Annotated in this window: 19 protein-coding genes and 1 tRNA gene; 4 read left to right on the top strand and 16 right to left on the bottom strand. The window is 60.9% G+C overall.

What is annotated here, in order from left to right:
* Positions 1-7 precede the first annotated feature (7 nt).
* The 4 genes from BMZ38_RS05575 to BMZ38_RS05565 all read right to left on the bottom strand — a co-directional run bounded on the left by BMZ38_RS05575 (position 8) and on the right by BMZ38_RS05565 (position 5,644).
* A complete protein-coding gene (locus BMZ38_RS05575; protein ID WP_091335161.1) occupies positions 8-1,654 on the bottom strand; it encodes a hypothetical protein in 1,647 nt (548 codons plus the stop codon).
* 139 nt (positions 1,655-1,793) lie between these two features.
* Positions 1,794-2,114, bottom strand: coding sequence for a hypothetical protein (locus tag BMZ38_RS17475; protein ID WP_139202385.1), 321 nt, complete (start codon positions 2,112-2,114; stop codon positions 1,794-1,796).
* 288 nt (positions 2,115-2,402) lie between these two features.
* Positions 2,403-3,236: a ribonuclease H-like domain-containing protein gene (locus BMZ38_RS05570; protein WP_175483680.1), complete on the bottom strand. Its 834-nt coding sequence runs from the start codon at positions 3,234-3,236 to the stop codon at positions 2,403-2,405.
* On the bottom strand, positions 3,233-5,644 hold the full coding sequence (locus BMZ38_RS05565) for a DEAD/DEAH box helicase (RefSeq protein ID WP_245747188.1): 2,412 nt from the start codon (positions 5,642-5,644) through the stop codon (positions 3,233-3,235). Before BMZ38_RS05565 ends, BMZ38_RS05570 begins: the two co-directional genes overlap by 4 nt.
* Positions 5,645-5,807: 163 nt before the next feature.
* Between BMZ38_RS05565 and BMZ38_RS05560 the strand changes: the two genes are divergently transcribed.
* The 4 genes from BMZ38_RS05560 to BMZ38_RS05545 all read left to right on the top strand — a co-directional run bounded on the left by BMZ38_RS05560 (position 5,808) and on the right by BMZ38_RS05545 (position 8,110).
* Positions 5,808-6,776: an SOS response-associated peptidase family protein gene (locus BMZ38_RS05560; protein ID WP_091335158.1), complete on the top strand. Its 969-nt coding sequence runs from the start codon at positions 5,808-5,810 to the stop codon at positions 6,774-6,776.
* A gap of 37 nt (positions 6,777-6,813) precedes the next feature.
* Complete coding sequence (locus BMZ38_RS05555) at positions 6,814-7,107, top strand: hypothetical protein (RefSeq protein WP_007508486.1); 294 nt, start codon at positions 6,814-6,816, stop codon at positions 7,105-7,107.
* Entirely contained in the window at positions 7,076-7,606 is a 531-nt protein-coding gene (locus tag BMZ38_RS05550; RefSeq protein WP_175483679.1) for a 2'-5' RNA ligase family protein, read from the top strand. Before BMZ38_RS05555 ends, BMZ38_RS05550 begins: the two co-directional genes overlap by 32 nt.
* Before the next feature lie 267 nt (positions 7,607-7,873).
* Entirely contained in the window at positions 7,874-8,110 is a 237-nt protein-coding gene (locus BMZ38_RS05545) for a hypothetical protein (protein WP_091335154.1), read from the top strand.
* 52 nt (positions 8,111-8,162) lie between these two features.
* Here BMZ38_RS05545 and BMZ38_RS05540 read toward each other — a convergent pair whose 3' ends face one another.
* From BMZ38_RS05540 to rpoD, 12 genes are all read right to left on the bottom strand, one after another.
* Positions 8,163-8,924, bottom strand: coding sequence for a S1/P1 nuclease (locus BMZ38_RS05540; RefSeq protein ID WP_091335152.1), 762 nt, complete (start codon positions 8,922-8,924; stop codon positions 8,163-8,165).
* 68 nt (positions 8,925-8,992) lie between these two features.
* Complete coding sequence (locus BMZ38_RS05535) at positions 8,993-9,211, bottom strand: hypothetical protein (RefSeq protein ID WP_091335150.1); 219 nt, start codon at positions 9,209-9,211, stop codon at positions 8,993-8,995.
* 171 nt (positions 9,212-9,382) lie between these two features.
* Entirely contained in the window at positions 9,383-10,456 is a 1,074-nt protein-coding gene (locus tag BMZ38_RS05530) for a hypothetical protein (RefSeq protein WP_091335148.1), read from the bottom strand.
* A gap of 323 nt (positions 10,457-10,779) precedes the next feature.
* Positions 10,780-12,336, bottom strand: coding sequence for a hypothetical protein (locus tag BMZ38_RS05525; RefSeq protein WP_091335146.1), 1,557 nt, complete (start codon positions 12,334-12,336; stop codon positions 10,780-10,782).
* A 189-nt stretch (positions 12,337-12,525) separates the two neighbouring features.
* Positions 12,526-12,939, bottom strand: a complete 414-nt coding sequence (locus BMZ38_RS05520; protein WP_091335144.1) for an H-NS histone family protein — start codon at positions 12,937-12,939, stop codon at positions 12,526-12,528.
* Between the two features lie 101 nt (positions 12,940-13,040).
* A complete protein-coding gene (locus tag BMZ38_RS18170; RefSeq protein ID WP_425431864.1) occupies positions 13,041-14,273 on the bottom strand; it encodes a TniQ family protein in 1,233 nt (410 codons plus the stop codon).
* A gap of 29 nt (positions 14,274-14,302) precedes the next feature.
* Positions 14,303-15,307: a TniB family NTP-binding protein gene (locus BMZ38_RS05510; protein WP_091335138.1), complete on the bottom strand. Its 1,005-nt coding sequence runs from the start codon at positions 15,305-15,307 to the stop codon at positions 14,303-14,305.
* Complete coding sequence (locus BMZ38_RS05505; RefSeq protein WP_091335136.1) at positions 15,294-17,720, bottom strand: DDE-type integrase/transposase/recombinase; 2,427 nt, start codon at positions 17,718-17,720, stop codon at positions 15,294-15,296. Before BMZ38_RS05505 ends, BMZ38_RS05510 begins: the two co-directional genes overlap by 14 nt.
* A 794-nt stretch (positions 17,721-18,514) precedes the next feature.
* Positions 18,515-18,757 carry a hypothetical protein gene (locus BMZ38_RS05500; RefSeq protein ID WP_091335133.1) on the bottom strand — a complete coding sequence of 81 codons (243 nt, stop codon included), beginning with the start codon at positions 18,755-18,757 and terminating at the stop codon, positions 18,515-18,517.
* A 36-nt stretch (positions 18,758-18,793) separates the two neighbouring features.
* Positions 18,794-19,039, bottom strand: coding sequence for a hypothetical protein (locus BMZ38_RS17470; protein ID WP_139202384.1), 246 nt, complete (start codon positions 19,037-19,039; stop codon positions 18,794-18,796).
* Positions 19,040-19,189: 150 nt separating this feature from the next.
* Positions 19,190-19,265: transfer RNA gene (locus BMZ38_RS05490), tRNA-Ile, on the bottom strand.
* 143 nt (positions 19,266-19,408) lie between these two features.
* Positions 19,409-21,274, bottom strand: a complete 1,866-nt coding sequence (rpoD, locus tag BMZ38_RS05485; RefSeq protein ID WP_091335128.1) for an RNA polymerase sigma factor RpoD — start codon at positions 21,272-21,274, stop codon at positions 19,409-19,411.
* Positions 21,275-21,372: the final 98 nt, after the last annotated feature.

Genomic DNA, 21,372 nt, shown 5'->3' with positions numbered 1-21,372 from the left:
CGCTGGGCTACTCCGTCCAGACTTTGCCTGCAAAGCCGATTAGTGCGGCCGTGAGGCCGACCGCCATTGCGGCGACGCCGAACGAAACCAAGCCCGTCTGCCAGTCGAGCCAGCTCGAATACGTTTCATGCAAGAACGGTTTGACTACCAAGTCGGCCAAACCGGCGGCTCCAACGAAGCCGAACACGGCAGCCAACCACCGATCCACGCGAGATCGCCGCTTCTCATTTCTATAACGGCGTTCGTCCAGGTGCCAGCGTGCCTGTTCCTTCGCGGACTCAACGAGCGATCGTGTGCCCGCAGCGCTCATCAAAAACCCAAGGGCGTCCGTAATCTCCCCCGCTTGGCTCGATTGATGAATCACGGCATCCGCCATCGCAAGCGTCTCGTACGCCTGGACCAAATGTTCGTCTGATAGGGGTGCGCTCGCCATGGCACACGCTCGCGCGACGCGCATGTTGTGGTATTCGAAGTGTTCTGCTCTCGCCTGGTTTTCAAGAACTCGTGCTTTGGTGTTCGGATCTTGCCACGCGTCCTCGGGTGAGGAGTCCTGCCTCAACCATGTCCAAAGTAGGAGCCCTCTGTTGCCGTGGAACGAATAGTCTTCAAAGGGACGGAGGTCACATGGCAGCGGTGGGTTGTCGATCGTAGCGGAGCGCATAAGGACCCGAGCAAGCGAGGGTCCGTTCTTACTGAACAATTCTTCCTTGGTTTTCGGTTGGTCGGCAAAGCGCATCAATGAGATCGACGGGCGACCCTGCCACAAATGGGCGCCTGTCTTCGCGCGGGTTTTGCTACGAGCGACTACTTCAGAGACGAGGGCGCTCGTGTACATGGATCGGCATAGGTCAATTGTTGCTTCCCATGTCGTTAGATTCTCAGAGCCAACAACTTGGTGAAGCTCCCATGCTTCGCTACCCAAATCAAAGATCCTTCCGTCCTGGGCAAGTGACCTATCAAGCAGGGACCTTGCTTCTTGGCGCATTTTCTTCACAAGCTTGCGCGTCTTTCGCCCCTCGATTGCGTGGCCGCCGAGTGAAATCTCTGCCTCGAAGGATCGAGGAAGCAATTCTTCAGCGTCAAGCCGTTGAATGTCCGCATGGACCCAGACGCGGTCAAAATAGCGTTGGAACAGATTGACCACATCACGGATGAACTCATGCTCCCCAAGATCGTCCCAGATCGTGTCCAACTGGAAGCTGATGCACATGATTCCGTCCGCGTGCAGCTTGAGCCACGGGTAAACGGGAAGCGACATATCCGCATCCTCAAGAACGACGGGCGGGAGAGCGGCTCGCAAATACGGGGGTACATGCTTTACCTCGGGGGCTTCTATTCGCCGCTCAAGGAACGACAACTCAAGGCAGAAGGCGAGGTCGCCGACGGTCTGCTGTGGCAGGGTGTCGCTGAACTTGACGCTGCATTGGTTATCCCAAGCACGCCCTTCGGGTCGAAGCCATTCAAGCCGAACGGCTCCATCCTCATCCAAGTAGACCGCCTTCAAATCCGAAAAGCAGACAGTTCTTGCAAGGCCGGATTTCAGCAGCTTGCCAGCGGTTTTGGTGAGATCCACGTTCGTGACATCAAGCCCGACCGTGTAGTTGTAGAACGCATTGACCTGCTGAACTCGCAACGTCTGTGGAGGTGGAGTCATCGCAGCCCCCTCTTAGAGATGAGTCGCCACGCTAAGCCTGGTGATAGCGTGCGATAACCGTTCGCCGAAGTAGCGCAGCAGCGGAGGGAGCCCGCAGGCGTGCAGCTTGCAGGCGGCCGTGTTGCCAGAGAGATTAGTGTTACTGGACTGCCCACCCTTCATGCAACAGCGGAAAGTACAGAGGACGCCCGTCTTGGTTAGCTTCTTCCAATAGCATTTTTACTTCGTCTAGAGCCAACGTTTTTGCAAGATGATCGGCGATCTCTTCTTTCGGAAAGGCTTGTTTAGTTACAAATACTGCAAACCCCATCTTCCTCCATATTTCGTGCTCCGCCTCTACAAAGTAGAGCCAGTAGTTGTGAGCTGGAGTAAGTTGTTTCTTCCGCAATGTCAAATTGAAACTTTCGCCCTTAGAGTTTCTATGCTGTTCGGTAGGCAGCATTTGCGTAACAGTTTGCACAGTTGCTCCTTTCTTGAGCGCTCTAACCGGTATTCAGCATCATGGTGAGGCGTTGCACCCCAGTATCCCTCGCCCTCTCGCTAGGGACAATCGGCGGACTCCTGTATGAATCTAGTGGCTGCCTGTCTCAACGCATCCCTGCCCGTTGAAGCGGTCAGGCCGGTATACCGCTCGGCTCTGGGGAATGCTGCCGGCAAGACTGACAACTTCCCAGCGGTCGATGACGTCTGTTATCGGCCACGAGCGGACGTCAAGAACAGGTCCACTCGACACGCATCTCTTTAACCCTCACGGACGGCCGAGCCTTGACACATGCAGGAGAACACCCGCCAAGCTGCGGAGGTCCTGCGCATTGTGGTGAGCTACGCGACGCAGATTGGTGGCCGGACCGCCTCGGAGATATGTCAGCCAGGCCGCTGGCGCTTCCGATCCTGGGAGATCATCGTCCCGGACGACGCCAAGAATCTGCCGTTCGGCGGTCGCGAGGCGACAGTTCTCCCACACACTCTTCCAGCGCCGACGGACGGGATGGAGCAGGTCAAGGTGACCGAGGCCGGTGAGCGGGTTGGGCAGCCGCGCTAGGCGATAGCGGGTAGCGAGCAGGGGCGCGTCGTAGCACTTGCCGTTATAGCTGACGAGTACAGTGTCGCCGCGAAGCCACCCGGCAAAGGCCTGCAACATAGCGGTCTCGGCGGCCATGGTGGTGATCGTCAGCTGGCGCATCCGGAACCGGCCGTCCGCCTCCCAATGAGCCGCGCCGATCATGAACGCACGCGTGCCGGTGCCGCCGGCGAGCCCTGTGGTTTCTGTATCGAAATGCATCAACCGGCCGCTGTCGACGGGCTCACTCCAGCGGGCGAACGCCGTGTCGATCACGGGCGGCGGCGGGAGCCAGTCCACCACTGCTTCGGTGAGGAACAGTCCACTTGCGATCTCGTCGCCGGGCACGAAGCGATCCATGGACGATGCACGGGCTTCCGCGCGCTGCAGCCGCGAACGGCCCTGGATCAGGCGCAGCACATCGGCGGACAAGGTGGGTTTCGGCGGCGCCGTCTGAGCCGCGGGGACCGACAGCCCAGATTGCGCGCGCAGGTGACGCAGCCGGTCGGCAAGCGCGCTCACAGGGCCACCAGCAGGCCCAGAACCCGCAAAGCCAGGGCCTTGGGCGTGTGCGTGGCCTCCTCGTCCGCGGCCAGGATCGGGCCGACGCACGCCGGGCAGCCGGCCGCGCAATCGCAGCGCTCGACCAGCGTAATCGCCAGGCGGACCAGATCCTCGCGGCGCTCGAACAAGGGGGCGCTCAGGCCCACGCCGCCGGGAAACGCGTCGTAGAGATAGACCGTCGGTGTGAAGGGCGCATCGGGCGCCAGCGCCGTTGGCTGCCCATCCATCCCGCGCAGCTGGCCGCGGCCTGCGATGTCCGAGGCGACGAACCACGCTCCGTCAGCGCTGCCCACCGACTTCTGCAGGTCGCGCGATTCAGCCATCACGGCGACCGTGGCGACGATGTGCAGCGCATAGGCGGCCCCGAGGAAACCGTCCAGCGCCTGCTGTCGGCCATCGAAGGCCTGTTCGAGTTCGCGCTGGGCAAGCTGCCACCAGACGGCGGTCGTGTGCAGCTCCTGGTCGGGCAGGTTGACCGGCCCGTAGCCGATGTTCTCGTGGGTGTAGTAGCGGATCTTCTTGTAGCCGGCCACGCGTCGGACCACGTGCACCTCGCCGTGGTGGGCGTCGCCGCGTCCCGCGCTGGAGCTGCCGAAACAATCGAGCACCTTGAGCTTGGTGTAGTCGATGGCGTCGGTGTAGTAGTCCACGTGGGTGCGGGTCACGAACGCCTTGCGGCCCTCCCAGTCGAGTCGCTCCACCTGGTAGGGCACCGACTGGATCATGTGGATCGCCCCTTCGTAGAGCGTCACCGGCGCGGCGGTGTAATCAGCCTCGGCAATGATGGTCTGTTTGCCGCCGGTGCGATCGACGACCACGAAGTTACCCTCAGCCACGCTGCGCAGGGAGACGGCGTTGGCCGGGTAGCTGTCGGCAATCCATTCCCAGCGGTCGCCCTCGCGATGCAGCACGCCCTCCTCGCCGAGCACTTCCAACCAGGGTGTGGCCGCACCTGGCCCGAATACCTCGTCCCCCACGAACGGAAGCTCGAAGGCAGCGCAGCGTATATGGTCGAGCAGGATCAGCGGCTGGTCCGCCGCGATGCGCGCATGCTCGGGTGGGGAGCCTTCGAAGAACTCCGGATGGCGCACGAGGTACTGGTCCAGTGGATCGCTGCTGGCTACCAGCACGCCCAGCGCTGGCTGCTGACGCCGGCCCGCCCGGCCGAAACGCTGCCATGTCGCCGCCATGGAGCCCGGATAGCCGTTGAGCACCACGACATCCAGACTGCCGATGTCCACGCCCAGCTCAAGCGCGGAAGTGCTCACGATGCCGTCGATGCTGCCGGCGCGCATCGCCCGTTCGGCGGCCCGTCGCTCGGTCGGCAGGTAGCCACCACGGTAGGCGCGGATGCGCGGTGGCTTGCGTGGGTCGTGATCGAAGACGTCCTTCAGGTATTTGGTCAGCACCTCGACCATGGTGCGGCTCTGCGCGAACACCAGCGTCTTCATGCCGGCCTTGATGGCCAGTCGGGCGATCCTGTTGGTCTGCGAGCGCGCCGAGGCGCGTAGACCAAGATCGGTGTTGACCACGGGTGGATTCCACAGCAACACGTGCTTGTCGCCCGAGGGCGCGCCACTCTGGGTGATGGCGGTAACCCGATGCTCGATCAGCGCCTCGGCGTGCTCCCTGGGGTTGCCAATGGTCGCCGAGCACAGGATGAACTGCGGGGTGACGCCGTAGAAAGCGCACACGCGCTTGAGCCGGCGGATTACGTTAGCCACGTGCGAGCCGAACACGCCGCGATAGGTATGCACCTCGTCGATCACCACGTAGCGCAGGTTCTCGAAAAACTGCGCCCACTTGGTGTGATGCGGCAGGATCGCCTGGTGCAGCATGTCTGGATTGCTAACCACGATGTCACCGCGCAGGCGGATCGCCTGGCGGGCATCGCCCGGCGTGTCGCCGTCGAAGGTGAAGGCCTTGACCCCAAGCTCGCCCGCCTTGTTGAGCTCCAGCAGCTCGGCGACCTGATCCTGGGCCAGCGCCTTAGTCGGGAACAGGTACAGCGCCTTGGCGCCCTGCTGCATGACGGCGCTGATGACCGGCAGGGTGTAGCAGAGCGACTTGCCCGAGGCCGTCGGGGTCACGATCGCTACCTGGTCGCCGCGCTGCGTCGCCGTCCAGGCCTCGGCCTGATGGCTGTAGAGCGCATCGATGCCGCGCGATCGCAGTGCCTGGGCAAGCGCCGACGGAAGATCCGCGGGCAAGGTCGCGAACGAGCCCTCGCGGCCGGGCACAACGAAGGCACCGGTAATGCGTTCGGCATACCGCTTGGAAAGGCGCTGGGCGAGCGCACGGCCGTCACTGGGGCCGCGTAGTACCAGATCGTCAGAGGCCTGGTATCGGTCTGGAAGAGCGTTCAATGGAGGAGCCGCCTGTGTTCTTTGGCGGCAGTACATGGGCAGGGCGTCTCGCCACGTGAGACTGTCAGGCTCTCGGGTGCATGAAGCTCAGAGGAAGTGCCATTGTCCGCGCGCCTTCGACATGCGGTCGGTATGCTGGTTTTCCCGCGCCGGAGCCTTCGCCATGTGTTACTCCGCCCAGATCAAGGCCGACTACGTCCGCTACGTGCGCCACTTTGGCGCAACAATCAGTCTGCAGCGCTTTACCGAAATCTTCTGGGAGCGCCGCCGCGATGGTACGTGGACGAAAATTCCAAAGGCCTTGCGCGAGAGCTTCCGGCATCCTGATAGCGAAGCCGGGTTTGAGCTAGCCAAGCTGGTGGCGGAAGGGGATCGCGAGTTGGAGCAGCGCTACCGTGAGGACATGGTGGCCCAGCGGGAGCGCCTGACCAAGGCGGAGGCGGTATTGGCTGGCCCAAAGCCGACCAAGAAGGCGGCTGAGGACAAACGCATCGCGACCAACAAGATCGCGGCGACAGAGACCAACCTCGCCTCACTCAACCGGCGCGAGCTGGTCGACGACGATGCCCGTATCTACCCAGGCTCGTATGCGCCGGTGCTGATTGAGCGCGATGGGCAGAGGTTCGTGGTGCCCATGCGCTACCAGTGCCGCATGCCCGGCTGGAATGCCGCTGTGGAGCGCAAATATCCCGGCACTTACAACGCCAGGCGCGACAAGCTGGAGGAATCCTGGGGCCAGCTCTTCGGCTACCGCCACGGCATCCTGGTGATCACCCGCTTCTATGAGAACGTGGCGCGCCACCGGCTGGAGGGCAGAGAGTTGGCGCCGGGCGAAAAGGAGGAGAACGCAGTACTCGCCTTCGACCCGCAGCCGCCTCAGGACATGCTGGTGGCCTGCCTGTGGAACGTGTCCAAGGGGGCAGACAACGGCTCCGATCTCTTCACCTTTGCCGCCGTCACTGACGAGCCTCCGCCTGAAGTCGCGGCCGCTGGGCACGACCGCTGCATTGTCCCCATCAAGCCCGAACATGTGGATGCCTGGCTGAATCCGGCAGTGGCGCCGCGCGAGGCGCTGTACGCCATCCTGGATGATCGAGCGCGGCCGTACTACCAGCACCGGCTCGCGGCTTAGCCTGCCCGCATTTGGGTAGACGGCGTAAAATTGATCCATGAACGAGCCCACCGCCGAAGGCCGCCGCCGCTATCCGCACACGCACGGGTATTTCCCCGACCCGGAGCAGATTGAGGCTGCTCCGGACCGAGAGTTGCCCTGCACCTGCACAAATGGCTGCCCGAGCCGCTGCGCCGGTGAGTGCGGCTGCAAAGCGTGCGAACAGGCCTTTGCCGAGTTTTGTGATGTGGCGGGCTTCTACGGCCCCGGCGAGTTCGATGAGGCCGCCGCGCTGTCGGCCTACCGGGAGGTGCACGTGCATGGCGGCGTTCCTGGCGGTACTGACGCCTGAAGCCGACGCTGTAGTCGGTCATCTGCGCGAGCGTTGGGATCCTGCAGTGCAGCGCGGGCTCGGCGCGCACATCACCCTTCGCTACCCCTTCCTCCCGCTCCGCGCGCTGAGTTCGCGCGACCGAGAGCTTTTGGCGGACGCGGTCACCTCGGTGCCGAGCTTCCACTACACACTTGCACGTGTTTCCCACTTTCCGTCGACAGTCTTTCTCGACCCAGAGCCGGCGTCACCGTTTGCCGCCCTACGCACTACAGTGGACCAGGTGTTCGAGCAGCGTCTGCCGGAGGATCCGTTTCCTCGGTATGCGCCGCACTTGTCGGTCGCACGCCATGTGCGAGGATCTCGCGCAGAGGTGTTGGCGGCGCTGGACTCAGCATTGGCCGGAAGCGGCGGTGCAATTCGCGCTGCATGCAAGGCGGTCGTGCTGCTTGACCGAACGGGGGGTGGCCCATGGCAGGTGCACATGCACCTGCCGCTCGGCCAGTCGCGCCCTTTCTGAGGGACACGGTCCAGCCATCACCATGCACCGGCACCATCGGGCTTTGCGATAGAGAGAAGGTCGCTGCCTGGCAGCGCACTAAGGCTATCGGTGTTGCCCTACAAAACGGGAAGTGGGCGCCTGATAGGCGGGCAAATCATCAATCAACAAGCTATGGCTACCCCGCGAGTCAGGCCCAAGGCGACAGGGAGTCAGGCGCAAGCCGACGACGGATGTCCAGGCGCGGACCGATGACCGGGGTTCCCTCCTTTTCCCAGGCATGATCCCATGCGGTTTGTCGTTTCCGTTGAAGAAGGCGCCGTGGGCTGGCGCGTGCGTGAAGGTGCGACCGGCCTCGCCGAAGGGCTCACACTGGCCAAAGCCATCAAGCGTGCACGACAGCTGGGCAGCGAGCATCACGAGCGCACGGGACTCGCAGTCACCGTCGAGCTCGTGATCCCCGAGAAGTCGTTGCTGCTGGCGCAGCACCCGCATCGTTCGCTCGAAGCGGCGGCCACTGCCTAGAGCTTGCGTGCCGCTGCCCAAGGCAGGGCGGTCAACGGGCCCGCGTCCGTCGTCAGCTAAGGAGGCGGTTGAGCACCGCTGCCAGCCGCAATCCCGCCTGCTCCAAGCGCTGCTCGACCACGGGGCGCCATGTCCGTACGTAATCCGCCTCGATCTTCCGAGGCGGGTAGAAACCCGGTGAGCCGACCAGCGCGCCGCTCTCGTGGACCCAATCCTCGACATCCCCACCGGCCGCCGGATGCGGCACGTCTGCCTCGATGCGACGAGCCAGTTCGGTCGGTGCCAGCCCGAAAGTCTCGATCAGCCCTGTGTCCCATACGTGGTGCAGGTTTGATCCGCGCCCCCGCCAACGCACCTGATACGTATTGCCGCCCTTGTCGTCACCGTACCCCGCATGCAAAGGCTGGTGGGCATCACCAACCAGATGAACCACGTAGCGAAGTGCCTTTGCCCGATCCTCGTCTGAGGCGTGGCGATTGCCCAGCACTAGCTCCTGGCGTTTCAGCGCAGCGACTAGGCATTGATCGCCGCCCGGACATAGCTCAGGCGTGTAGTGGAAGTCCGAACCGCGTGGAAAATTGACGTAGTGCCACTTGCCGGTGGCGGGGTTGCGATGCTCGTCGGCCCAGGAAGCGATAGATTCCAACGTGGCACCCGGTTCCAAGGCGAGCAATCGCTGAACTTCCGCACGGGCGGCGGGCGTCAGGTGGTCGTCGGCAATCTGAGCAACGACGGCATGGCCGTCATGGCCCCACGCGTACAGATGGGTGACAGGCAAGAGCAGGGCGAGAGCAAGGAGGAGGCGTGTTTTCATCACCCATGATAACGGTCGGTCGTGCGGACTCGTGGGGTTCAGCCGACGCAATGCGTCCGCGTCCAGAACTACCGCGTGCGCGCCGCGATGAGCTGCTGTAGGTAGGCGATTCCTTCCTCCTCCGGAAAGAAGGTCACAACGTCCGCGACCGTCAGGCCGTAACGCTTCTTGAGGGCGAGGAACTCTTCTTTCGCCTGTTCCATGGGTGTTTTAGGTGGGCGGCTCTTGGCATCGAGAGCCGCCAGCTCCGCCTGAAAGCGGCGAAAAGCGTCGGTAGGTGGGGTCATTCGTTGATTCTCCCACGGGGCCGGATGGTGATCATCCAATCGAGGACGTGGGTGAAGGGCCAGACCGGCCTCGGGCGCAAGACCCCGAGGCCTAAGCTCGTGGCGGGTCGAGCGCCCGGTCTCGCTCGATGAGCCAAGTAATACTCCGCACTAGCGTGTTGTAGCTTGCGCTTACTTGAGAAAGGACGGATCTAATGGCCGCCCATTGAGCGCGGCGACCAAGCCGTCCGAACCTAACTCAAGACGAAATATCTGCTGCCTGTCTTCTGGTGACAAAGCGCCGCTCCCACGATCAAGTTCTCTTACTGTGAATTTCAATTCATTAGACGTTTCACGCCAAATGATGTCTTCGTTGCAGTTGCCAAATTGGTAAGCGTTGACTTCGTCCTGAAAAAACGTGAGAACTATCCAGTTTTCCGGACAAACCTCCCCTCCCCCCGATCGCGCCAACAATATTACGTCGAATAACCCGAGGCGCTTTACGCCAAAGTCATCGTCGTAACTCAGGCTTTCGCCGGGGTCGGTTGGGGTGTGGGTAAGTATACGGCCATGGTAGGCTAATATCGGGTCAAAAAACTCTCCCTGCTGCCCAATGATGAAGTTGCCGTAACGCAGCGTAACCTTATCGTTTACCCGGATCTTTCTTGCCGCCTCGATGTATGCACGCGCACCTTCAATGTCTCCTTCATTCAAAGCTTCTTTCGCCTTATTTGCCGCTGAGGAATCGTAAGTACGCACGCGCTCGAGTTGATCGGATACCTCCTTAAGCCTACTGGCGAGCTGCATGGCAGACTGGACGTCACGATTACCTGATGCGTCCACGGTCTGAAGCACTTCCACAAACTTTTTCGTGATTGCCGCGCTCGCCTTTTCCTGCGCCAGAATTTCATTGATCGCATTTAGCTGGTCTTGCGGCACGCCTTGGCAGTTGATAGTGACGGGCCCTGTCGGGTTCTGCACGACCGGGCTGCACGTAATAGAGCTCTCGCGAGCTTTACTATCAAAATAGTTCGCGACCGATGGGCTTATATAGCCAAGGAAGCCGAGCAGTACTGCGACCAATGCCAGCACAAACATGCGGTCAACAATCTTGTTGAGCAGCTTAGAGCTTAACGTAGGGCTGAGTTTGGGAAAGACATCGAGCGCAACAACGGCTTTGACGATACCGAAGAGTACGGCCAGAGCAAGCCCGGCAAGCCCAAGGGGCGTCCCAACAGAGGAGGCGACGTCGACCAGATGATCCATATGCCCTCAAATTGGCGCTTATGGAGCGCAGAGATGAGTTCGCTTGGGCGCAGACGCTGTTGTGGTGAACGTACTCCCCGCGCCCACCTGCGGCAACTCAGTAGAAATCTTTGGAGCCTCAGACGGCCTCCTTGGTCTCTCTGACCCGGCGGCTGCCCGCTTTTGGCCGAAAGCCCACTTGTCTTAGCCGGTTTGAGCGCCCTCGCCCCGGGGCCGCCGGTTGATCGTACCGATTGACCAAGATGCGTCGCGAGCCCCAGCCAATCGGCGTCGCGGTGCGTGGTCACCTTTCGGTAATCAGTACCGCGATCACGCGCTTCACGCTATAGACATTTACCGTCGTCCGGCAGTTCAATTTGCAGGTACGCGATATCTAAATTGAAGTCCGCGCGCAAGCGGTCAAGATAGCGGCGGGTAACTTCGTCCAAGCTCGGCTCACCCACCGCGAACAGCTTGACCGGTTCAAGTCCGCCTCTCCGGTAGCTGTATTCCAATAGCTGCCCCATGGCTTCCCGCACAACTTGCGCAGCTGTGTCGGCGATCTTGATCTCGTAGACATTGCAGCGCATGTCGGGGAGCCGGACGTAGGCGTCGGCAAATCCGCCCGTGCCAGTGGGGTATTCCGTCCAGACGTTACCTGCACCGAATTCCGCCTCCAAGTGCGCGAACAGGGCGCTTTGCACAAGGTTGTGCCGCAACTCGATATCGCGGCGAGATGCTGGAATATCGGCGAAGGCTGAGGCCGGGCGTGGCGAATGTCCGGGCTTAAGCTCGGACGAGGCATCTCGAGCTCGCAATTGTTCGAGGACGAACCAAGGGAAGATGTTTCGGGCCAGCTCATCGCCACCGAACATGTCGGCCCGATCAAGGTGGCTCACCAGCGCCTGGGCCCGGTGGGCCCACCCGGTCGAGCGGGGTGGAACGAACCCTGTGTGTTCGGCGAACCAGTCTAGGATCTGATCCTGGCTTCTGGCGTCCACGGTGGTGTGGTAGCGGTGCGGGTGAACCCCAGCGAACGCCCGCGCGATCAGAAGGCGGGGTACCTTTTCTATGCGGCCTTCGTTCTTCCAGCCTTCAAAGCGCTCTACAATGCGCTCGAAGTTTGCGGGGCTGCCGTCTCGACATATCTCGCGAAGAACCTGGATGAAGTCATCCCGCATGGCATCGACGGTGTTGTACTTGACCACACCCTGTCCGGCATTGCTGATGTCGTTGTGGGCGCGCTTCCAAAGAATGTCGAACGGTTCGCTCAGGCGGTTGTTGGCGACATCCCGCGCGATAGCCTGAGTCTGGGCCCGGTATCGCGGAAGCCAAGTCGCTCGGAACCAGATGCCGGGATCGCTGAAGCCCTCCAGAAAGGCGCGACCTTCATCATCGAATACAACTGGCGACGTAGGGTTATCTTCAAGGCCATCATCATCGTCCAATGGAGCCCAAGTTGTTGGCGGCTGCCCATCCAGTCGGGCTTGCGCGGCTTTGACCGCCCGCTCGGAGAACTCATCGGGGAAGCGGACAATGATGGCCTCGAAGCTCAGTTCTTGGAGTCCGGCCTCTTCGAGCACCTCGTAGCCCTGGGAGGGTTTCCGGTTGAGCACCATGCGCTCGGCGGCATCTAAGGCTCCTCGGTTGGTGATCATCTGGCGCGTGCGGTTTGCCCGGAACGTGCGCCCTTTGATCCGACTCTGCTCCTCTTCATACGCGTAGAGGGCGATGGCGATCGCCTGCTGTGCCGGGCTGGCGTGGCCAGCCTCGATGGCCTGTAGCTCGCGGGCGCGCTCCAGGGCTTGGGCCTCCAAGTCAGGATGCCCTCGCTCCCGCGCGTTTTTGGCGAATGTGCGGGCGTCTCTCGAGGTTTTGAGCCGAACAATGCGCTCGTCCATGAAGTTCCCTGCGAGCGAAAACGGGTTGAGCGCTCGAAAGTGCGCCCAGACCAAGCCACAGTTGGGTTCCGGCCAAAGCCGACACACTGCGCGCCGCTTCAGGGCGGAAGCAGACTCGAGGCCTACACAGCACCGGCCAAAGAAATCCCGCAGGAGCCTGAGGGGTTATGGGGGGACACAGCCTTTCGGCTACTTCCTCGCCGGCTTGGCGGGGGCCTTCTTGGTGGCCTTCGGAGCAACCTTCTTGGCAGGCGCGGACTTCGCCGGTGCGCGACCGATAAGCATGCTGTCCGCCGTCACCCCCTTCTTCTTCAGAGCCTCCGAGAACCACAGCGGACGCTTGCCCCGTCCCGACCACGTTTGGGCAGTGTTCTCCGGGTTGCGGTACTTCGGCGCCACCGCAGCCTTCGGTCCCTTGCTCCTTTGCCCCCCGCGCCGGGGGTAAACCTCGTCGATGGTCAGGCCCGCGCCCTTGAGAAGGGCCTCAATCTTGGTACGGACTTCCTGAGCATGACTCTTTCGAGCGGATTGCATCTGCGCTTCCGCGCTCTTGATGAGAGCCTGAAGTTCCGCTGGGGAAAGTGAATCGAGATTGATAGCCATGGTCATCCTCGTGTTGGGTCGACCCAATTAGACAACGAATTCCAACACCAGGCCATGCCTCCACCCATACCATCAGGTGCAGCCTTTGCAAGTTGACGTGCCTAGACCTTGGTCGCGTCAGGACGATGCAGATTCCTTCGGCGTTCTGCACACATGACTTTCCTCACTACGCAAATGGACGCACCCGTCTTCTCCGCCAGCCACTTATGCCTTGCTTTGTCCGTCGGAAGTGCTCGCACGGCCGAGGAGGTTTTTGCTAAGCGGATGATTCTCCGCGCTAGCATTTTACGGACGCTCGCTGCATGTTCTCGGCGCAGTGCGCCATAAGCTGCAAAAGCATCTTTACGGCGATAAAACGCTGACCACCGGCCAATATCGGCCAAAGCAATAATTGACGCCAACGTAGGATACGGCGGCCCTCTTGTCGTTGCTTCTTCCAATAACTCCAAAGCTCGCTTTCGCTTTTCCTTATCTGAACGCGGCCGCAGTACAGAATCTCTACGTGCAGGCAGATCGAACGGGATCGCCATCTGACTTGCTGCGCGACTACCATCCGTCAATATATCAACTATTGATGTATTCAACTTTGCCGCTAAGTCAAGGAGCGTCCCCAGCTGAAGACGCAACGTATAGTACCGCTTATGGAATAGCTCGCCGAAGTGTTCAACAAGTACTCGACGGGGATATAGCGTCAAAAGCGTGTTCGTAAACTCGCCAAGCTGCGCCAGCCTGAATCTAGAGCTTGGGGATGAAGATGTATAGGCAAGGAGAGCTTCCGCCTGGGGGCCCACGGCATCGTGCTTGATGACCGGCGCGAAACGGCCGAAGTCAACCGCCAGGCTCTCGCCACATCGCTCACAGAGAGATAGCGCCGTTTTCCCAGAGTTGTTTCTTTGTGCCGCTCCGCACGCACCACATCTCTGAGATAGCTCCAAAGAATGGATGGCGCACCGGCTTATTCCCTGGATCTGCCAATATAGCCGGTCATAGACAACATCCGAATGACGTTCAGCTTGGCGGTAACACGCTGTGCACCATGCACGGGTTCCCTTGAGGGCCCCAACTGCATTGCCTGCACAAACATCCCTAAGTGCGATTAGGGTGCAACCTGCAAGATTAGCCAAGCCAGTTCCTGCCTGGAGAGTCTCAATTAGAGGAGCAACCTCGCGGCTGTAGCCGTTGTATCGAATGCTGTCGTGCCGAGACAAAGGTCGCCCTAGCGTGGATAGCCGCCAGTGCCTAAGGTGCTCCATGAATTGGTGGTAGGAAGCACCGTGGGCGTGCGCAAGGCGGTGCAAATATGAGCTGAGACACTCGACCTGCGCGGTCCCCATCCCCTGCGGCTGAACTTGGAAGTAGAAGCTCATGAGTCCGAACCGCCCCCTACCGGGTCCCTTTTAGGTCGTCGCTGGAAGGGACGACGGGCACGTTTCCCTGTTGGTCGCGCTTCGTCCGGCGCACGCGGGGAGGGTGGCAACCCAGCCAACATCCGTTTTCCCTCCTCAATATCTTGCCTGATCACATCGACCTGGACTTCTTTCCGCGTCTCCAAGAAGTGGCTCTTGCGTAAAGCAGACTCACCCCTGGCGGCCATCTCTGCAAGTGCACCTAATGTCCAGTGCACCAGTTGTCCGTAACAGCCAGAAGTTCCGCGGTAGATCATCTCTCGGTGAGCAAGCAATGTTTGCCCACGTGCCCAAGGGAGCATGGCGTCTACCGTCGCGAGAAGCCGCGAGAAGAGCTCGTACCCTTCCTCGTCTACCCCGTAGTTTGAAAATTCCACCGTGAGGAGACGCCCGTTAAGGTGCGCGGATCGGAACTGGTGACGGAGTATCTCGTAGCCGCCAATAAATACCACGACACACTTGGCTTCATTACCGAGACATTTCATCGAGTCGAGAACGCCTTCTGCTTTGTGGTTGCTTTTAGTCCTCAGTAAGTGGTGCGCTTCATCGATTACAATGAACTTTGTACCTCTGTACTCAAGCCCGGAGACCAACTGCCGTCGGATATGACTCTCTGAGTCTTTGGCGCGAATTTCGTATGAACCCATTCCGTGGAAGGGGTGACCAACGGCAGTCAACATTTGAAGCGTCATGTAGCGGCTCGAGATGAAGCCGCCGTCGGTGGCGGCCGCTTCGACCCGAATAAGCGGTCGCTGCTCTGGATGTACATCCTCGCCAATCAGCGCTTTGGCCAGCTTGTGCGACAACATGGTCTTGCCTACCCGGGTCGGGCCGACCAAGGTAATTGCGGTGCCGGGCTGTGCTATTCCGCAGTGGTTGAAGATCCGGCGAAATGTTAGGTTGTAATAGGGGTGCGATACGATCGTTTGCCGGATACGCTTAGCGATCTCATTGATATCCATCTAAGTCACCCTCTGCTGTATCAAATGGCGTAGGCGCCTCAGTAGCAGCGCGATGAAAGCTTTCGAGCGTCGGCCGGCTAGATGGTGCTTTATTTTGGTTTCGTAGTTTTCTTCTTACTTCGCTTTCAGCGATGCCTTCGATAATGCGGTTTTCTGCCGCCTGTTGCTCTAGCGCCATGTACTGCTCGCGCTTGATCTCCCCAGTTAGACTCCGGTTTTCCAGATAAACGATTGACTCAAGCATTCGAGCTTCGGACAGACCGGCCGCCACATGATCTGGCCCCGAGAAGCAAGGTACCCAGCGACCGTTTACCGACGCATAGATGCACCTGTCGTTCCATGGCTCCTCAAGGGCATCGACCCTTTCGAGGCCTGGCGTCAGCAGCGCGGGATGGAAATACCAGCGATCTAAGTGCCGTACCCCTCGACACGCGTCAATGCGAAGGGGCCTATCCAGTGGAATGGCTGTAGCGATGAGGAAGGTCTGATCGGGCGAAATGGGGATTCCGGAGCAGCCGAATGTCCCCTCGAGCCCGCTGAACTTCTGGTCGGCCGAGACGTAGGTTCCAGGCCTCACCTTGAGGTTGTAATGCTTAAGAAAGTAGCGCTGATAGGCGTCGTAGATCGCCCGAAGGCTCCAACATGCGTGCTGCTCGCCGCGGTGGGTTCGGGAGACAGCGCGTCCTCGTTGGTCGTTGGCCGTACTGCCTCGGAGCGAAAGAACCAACTCCTCTTTGATCCCATGGAAGACTGCTTCAATTTGTCCACCGAACCTCGGTGCACCCGGTGGCCGGTCTTGTTTAGAGACGCCGTACCTCGCTAAGAGAACTTCGAAGTACACAGACTGGAAGTCAGATCCGTTGTCTACAACCACTGTTTCCGGAAGGCGGCCATGTCGGATCACGCAATCCCGCATCACCGTGGCACACGCTCTCCGGCTTGGATCCCTAAATGAGACCGACATGGCCAACACGACCTGGGTGGTTTGATCGACCATCACCGTGAGCCACGCACGCTTGGATTTCCGCTTGTTTGCGAAGATGCCAACGAGGACGTGTTGATCAATGAGGTAGTGATCGATGTGAGCGCGCTCCCAAACACGCAGGGGCGTTAGCGAGCGATCCCGCGGGGCGATAGGCGCAGCCATGGCCGTAGCGCTCCTGTGCCCGCCCTGGGCCAAGGCTCGCTCCTCGGCGGGAATCCGAGAGAACTCCTTCAAGAAGGTGTTGAGCGATACTGGCTTTGGTCCCGGCTGGTGGCCGCCGGGACCAGTGGCAGCGCTCTCCGCGGACAGTCGCACGTAGGCGTAGTAGCCGTGGATCGCTTTGGGCGGATTCGGCACGAGGAGGACCGTTCTGATTGCCTCGCGCATCAGCGTGAGATCTAACTCCGACACCCGCCGTTCTCTGTTTCCGCGTTTGTGGGTTTGAGGGACGAGCGCCAGCAAGCAGCCTCCCACCTCGCTCAAGCGCTGCCGCCATCGTCGTAGTGTTCTATCGGAAACGGGCGATGCTGCGCCGGCCAGTAGGTCCCGTCGCTCAATGACCGCCGTGAGCTGACGCACGGTCGGAGCGTCTTCGTGCCTCACGCCCTCATGCGAGACACGCAGGAGCGCTCCCCACCTTAGATCTGCAACCTCCTTGAGCGTAGATAGGCACATGCCCACAAGAGCGTCATCTGGCTCCGCGAGACGTTGCCGGTCGAGCAAAGCTGCGATCCGTTGCTGATCTATGAGGCGCAAGATTGGGGTTGCGTCAGCTAAGGCCGCCTTGCGGAGCAGCTCGCCAAGGGTGAGCACCTTCTCCGCAGCCAGTATGTGCAAGGCAGAGGTGGCGATTGAGGGCTCTGGTTCGACTGGACACCTACGGGCCTGCAAAAGAAGCGCGAAGTTTTCACACGCTATTGGGTTGATAGCGTCTTCAGTGACGACCTTATGAGCAATGCCAAGCGCTTTGAACGCCTCGGCGGCGGCGAAATCTTCGAAGCCCGCTTCACTCTTCTGCCACCGCCCCGGTCTTTGCTTTGTTAGCCTGTCGCACTCGTGCCGAGGCTTAACCTGGAACGCAACGAGCTCATCTTGGCGGAGCACTAAGAAATCGGCGGTGTAACTTGTTCGGTGGACTCTTCCGTTCGCCGCCACAAAAGTGACGCTCACGCTTTCGGGTTGATCCCACATCTCGAGCACAGCCGGGCTGTACTCACACATGAGAAGAAAGTCGCGCTCTAGCGTGCTTTCCCCCTGGATAGTGCAAGCCATCTTGTGGCTCGCGTAACGCCATGGCGTATTACGCACCGCACGTGACGCTACCGCTCTCGACGGTTCGCTGGCACGTACCCGGCGTACGTAGGCTTGGCCTGCAGCAGGCAGGTTATAGGCGATGAGCAGATCGGATAGTTCTGACGCTGTAAGCATGCGGTGACCTCCAGAAGCTCGTTAGCAATGACGCCGAAAGGGGCGCACGACGACGGCTCCGCGAGGCGCAGCCGCTTGACAAACGGTCTGAGGGCTCACATGCTGGTGCTGCGGAAGAGACAAACCGCGCACAACCAAGAAACCCTGCGTGCCAGCGCGGGGTTTTCTTTTTTAGAGAGCCCAAGGTGCTATCAAGTCATGGGCTACTCCTCCTTGCTGGTGCGGTGCGCCGAAGGGGCGAAGGAAGCCTCAAGCCATGCCTTTACCGATGGCGTGGCGGCGAACCACCCGCGCCTACCCGGTAATCTGAACATCTCTATAGGCAAGCGCCCCGCCTGCCGGGCCTTGTATAGCGCGTCGGTGGTTGGATAACCCATGACCCGGGCGGTCTCCGCACCGGTGAGGACAGGTGTCCTCGGCAGGTAGAGATCAAGGTTCAGCCCGGGCGCAAGTTCTTTTGGCACGGCTCGCTCTCTGGTCCGGCCCAGTCCGGAACAACCAGGGTGGGCATGTACGGGGACGACGGGTGGGGCCCCGAGGATGACGCACCAGAGACTGCGCCGATCAGCCAGTCTTGTCAAGCTAACATGCTGTTTTATAAGGCGTTTTGTTCGTATAGGGCACACGATACGAAAACCGCCTGATCAATGGCCCGCGGATGCGAACGCGCTTGATGGAAAGACCGGGTAAGCCCGCGTCGGGGCGTCAGCCACAGCCACCGCTTGTCGTGCGGGCAGCAGTTCGGCTAGCGCCACAGGCTGACAGCAATAGATCTCGCAGTTAACCGCTCTGGCTCAGCGCGCTGGCGGCGGGAGGATCAGGCCTAACCGCTTTCTTGAGGACCCAACATCGTGCCGGAACTTGTAGTGCTCTTGGATCCGCGCCTCGAGCATTCGCACTTCATTGGGATCGCTCGTTTCGTTCCGCTCGCCCCGCAGTTGAGCAAGGCGCTCTGCCCACCAAGCCTGATGCAGCTCCGCGAGAAACATTTCAGATAGCTTCCGCTTAGTTTCCTCGGAGACGGTTTTTTTGCTCATGCCGAGATCCGTGATCACCGCAGCAAGCTCACCGAATCACGCGCTGCTGCCGGGCGTGTGATCGAGGCCTAATCTTGTTCTTGTCAGCGCGATGTCATGCTGCGTCTCATAGTGCTCTCGGATCCGCCTTTCGAGGGCTCGTACTTGGGACGGATCGGTGCATACGTCCTGTTGGTCCTGCAGTTGCGCGAGGTACTCTGCCCACCAAGCCTGGTGCAGTTCCGGGAGGAACATCTCGTCCAGTTGGCGTTTGGTTTTTTCGCTGACCTTTGGCTTGCTCATTGAGGAATCGTTCAAGGAACGCCTTTCGCGCAGCTCTATATCTCCGAGCTTAAAGTTTACTCCCACGTTAGAATCGGTCGTGGCCACTTTATGCTTCATCTACTCGGCCGATAATTGCTTTAACGAACAATTGCTCGGCTTTCGTGCGGCTGGTGGGCCCACCAGGACTCGAACCTGGAACCAAGGGATTATGAGTCCCCTGCTCTAACCATTGAGCTATAGGCCCGGAAAGGAACGCCGTACCGCGCGGGCGGACGTGCATGGTAGCGGCGGCCCGCGGCGGCGCCAACGCAGGCAGCCATGCCGCTCGCCCGAAAAACGGCGACGCCCGCGCGAGGCGGGCGTCGTCATGGCGCGTGAGGCTTGCGCTTACTCCAGGTCGAGGAACGAGCGCAGCTGTTCCGAACGGCTGGGGTGACGCAGCTTGCGCAGCGCCTTGGCTTCGATCTGGCGGATGCGCTCGCGGGTGACGTCGAACTGCTTGCCCACTTCCTCGAGGGTGTGGTCGGTGTTCATGTCGATGCCGAAGCGCATGCGCAGCACCTTCGCTTCCCGCGGCGTGAGGCCGGCGAGCACGTCGCGCACGGTCTCCATCAGGCCGGTCTCGGTCGCCGACTCGATCGGCGAGGAGGCGTTGGTGTCCTCGATGAAGTCGCCCAGATGCGAGTCCTCGTCGTCGCCGATCGGGGTCTCCATCGAGATGGGTTCCTTGGCGATCTTGAGTACCTTGCGGATCTTGTCCTCGGGCATCTCCATCTCCTTGGCCAGCTCCTCCGGCGTCGGCTCGCGGCCGAACTGCTGGAGCATCTGGCGGGAGATGCGGTTCAACTTGTTGATCGTCTCGATCATGTGCACCGGGATGCGGATGGTGCGCGCCTGGTCGGCGATCGAGCGGGTGATCGCCTGGCGGATCCACCAGGTGGCGTAGGTCGAGAACTTGTAGCCGCGGCGGTATTCGAACTTGTCGACCGCCTTCATCAGGCCGATGTTGCCTTCCTGGATCAGGTCCAGGAACTGCAGGCCGCGGTTGGTGTACTTCTTGGCGATGGAGATCACCAGGCGCAGGTTCGCCTCGACCATCTCCTTCTTGGCGCGGCGGGCCTTGGCCTCGCCGATCGACATGGCGCGGTTGATTTCCTTGATGTCGGTCAGCGGCAGGAACAGCTTCTTCTCGATCGCGGCGAGCTTGTCCTGCTCGGCATCGATCGGCTCGCGGTAGGTCTTGATGTTGGGCGACCACTTCTGCCGCTTGCGCGACAGCTCGGCGGCCCACTCGACGTTGCCTTCGTTGCTCGGGAAGGTCTTCAGGAACTCGGCCTTGGGCATCTTCACCTGCTTGACGAAGATGTCCATCAGCACGCGCTCGTGGTGGCGGATGTCGCCCACCACTTCGCGCAGCTTGCGCACGAAGCTGTCGATCAGCGCGGACGGCAGCTTGAGCTTGAGGAACTCCTCGGCCATCTGGTCGCGCAGCTTGACGATCTTCTTGTCGGTGATGCCGGTGGCCTTGGGTGCGGCCTTCTGGAACTTGCCGTAGTAGTCGCGCAGCAGCTCCATGCGGCGCTTGACCTCTTCCGGGTCCGGACCGGTCGGGCCGGCCTCTTCCTCTTCGGCGGTCTCGTCCTCTTCCTCTTCCTCGTCGTCGGCCTCGACCACTTCGCCGTTGGCGGCGGCCTCCTCGGCCTCGGCCAGGGCGGCGTCGGCAGCCTGCTCCAGGTCGGCGAAGCCGGCCAGGATCTCGGACAGGCGGCGCTTGCCGTCCAGGTGCTGGTCGTACTCTTCCAGCAGCAGCTCGATGGTCAGCGGGAAGCTGGCCAGCGCCGTCTGCACCTGCGCCAGGCCTTCCTCGATGCGCTTGGCGATGGCGATCTCGCCCTCGCGGGTAAGCAGTTCGACCGTGCCCATCTCGCGCATGTACATGCGCACCGGGTCGGTGGTGCGGCCGACCTCGGCGTCGACGGCCGAGAGCAGGGCGACCGCTTCCTCGGCGGCGGCCTCGTCGTCGTTGCCGGAACCGGGCGCGTTGTCGGCCAGCGGGTCGGCGTCCGGCGCGGCGTCGTGCACCTCGATGCCGACGCCCTTGAGCACCGCCATGATGTCTTCGATCTGCTCCGGATCGACGATGTCGTCAGGCAGGTGGTCATTGATCTCGGCGTACGTCAGGTAGCCCTGTTCGAGGCCCTTGGAGATGAGCGCCTTGATTTCGGACTGTTGCTCGGGAGCTTTGTTGTTCATACCTACCGCCGGGATGCAGGAACCGATCAGTATAGCGATATGGCGCTTTTTTGACCAGTTCAAGGGAGAAAAAATTCACCGCGCCCACACGCAAAAAT

This window comes from Frateuria terrea, from assembly GCF_900115705.1.
Lineage (GTDB): Bacteria > Pseudomonadota > Gammaproteobacteria > Xanthomonadales > Rhodanobacteraceae > Frateuria_A > Frateuria_A terrea.
This window is presented reverse-complemented; position numbering and strand designations above follow the sequence as displayed.

Bases quoted from the DNA above. Each gene is read 5' to 3' on its own strand.
- BMZ38_RS05575 (WP_091335161.1), bottom strand. From the start codon at position 1,654: ATGACTCCACCTCCACAGACGTTGCGAGTTCAGCAGGTCAATGCGTTC.
- BMZ38_RS05560 (WP_091335158.1), top strand. From the start codon at position 5,808: ATGTGTTACTCCGCCCAGATCAAGGCCGACTACGTCCGCTACGTGCGC.
- BMZ38_RS05555 (WP_007508486.1), top strand. From the start codon at position 6,814: ATGAACGAGCCCACCGCCGAAGGCCGCCGCCGCTATCCGCACACGCAC.
- BMZ38_RS05550 (WP_175483679.1), top strand. From the start codon at position 7,076: ATGGCGGCGTTCCTGGCGGTACTGACGCCTGAAGCCGACGCTGTAGTC.
- BMZ38_RS05545 (WP_091335154.1), top strand. From the start codon at position 7,874: ATGCGGTTTGTCGTTTCCGTTGAAGAAGGCGCCGTGGGCTGGCGCGTG.
- BMZ38_RS05540 (WP_091335152.1), bottom strand. From the start codon at position 8,924: ATGAAAACACGCCTCCTCCTTGCTCTCGCCCTGCTCTTGCCTGTCACC.
- BMZ38_RS05535 (WP_091335150.1), bottom strand. From the start codon at position 9,211: ATGACCCCACCTACCGACGCTTTTCGCCGCTTTCAGGCGGAGCTGGCG.
- BMZ38_RS05530 (WP_091335148.1), bottom strand. From the start codon at position 10,456: ATGGATCATCTGGTCGACGTCGCCTCCTCTGTTGGGACGCCCCTTGGG.
- BMZ38_RS05525 (WP_091335146.1), bottom strand. From the start codon at position 12,336: ATGGACGAGCGCATTGTTCGGCTCAAAACCTCGAGAGACGCCCGCACA.
- BMZ38_RS05520 (WP_091335144.1), bottom strand. From the start codon at position 12,939: ATGGCTATCAATCTCGATTCACTTTCCCCAGCGGAACTTCAGGCTCTC.
- BMZ38_RS18170 (WP_425431864.1), bottom strand. From the start codon at position 14,273: ATGGGGACCGCGCAGGTCGAGTGTCTCAGCTCATATTTGCACCGCCTT.
- BMZ38_RS05510 (WP_091335138.1), bottom strand. From the start codon at position 15,307: ATGGATATCAATGAGATCGCTAAGCGTATCCGGCAAACGATCGTATCG.
- BMZ38_RS05505 (WP_091335136.1), bottom strand. From the start codon at position 17,720: ATGCTTACAGCGTCAGAACTATCCGATCTGCTCATCGCCTATAACCTG.
- BMZ38_RS05500 (WP_091335133.1), bottom strand. From the start codon at position 18,757: ATGAGCAAAAAAACCGTCTCCGAGGAAACTAAGCGGAAGCTATCTGAA.
- BMZ38_RS17470 (WP_139202384.1), bottom strand. From the start codon at position 19,039: ATGAGCAAGCCAAAGGTCAGCGAAAAAACCAAACGCCAACTGGACGAG.
- rpoD (WP_091335128.1), bottom strand. From the start codon at position 21,274: ATGAACAACAAAGCTCCCGAGCAACAGTCCGAAATCAAGGCGCTCATC.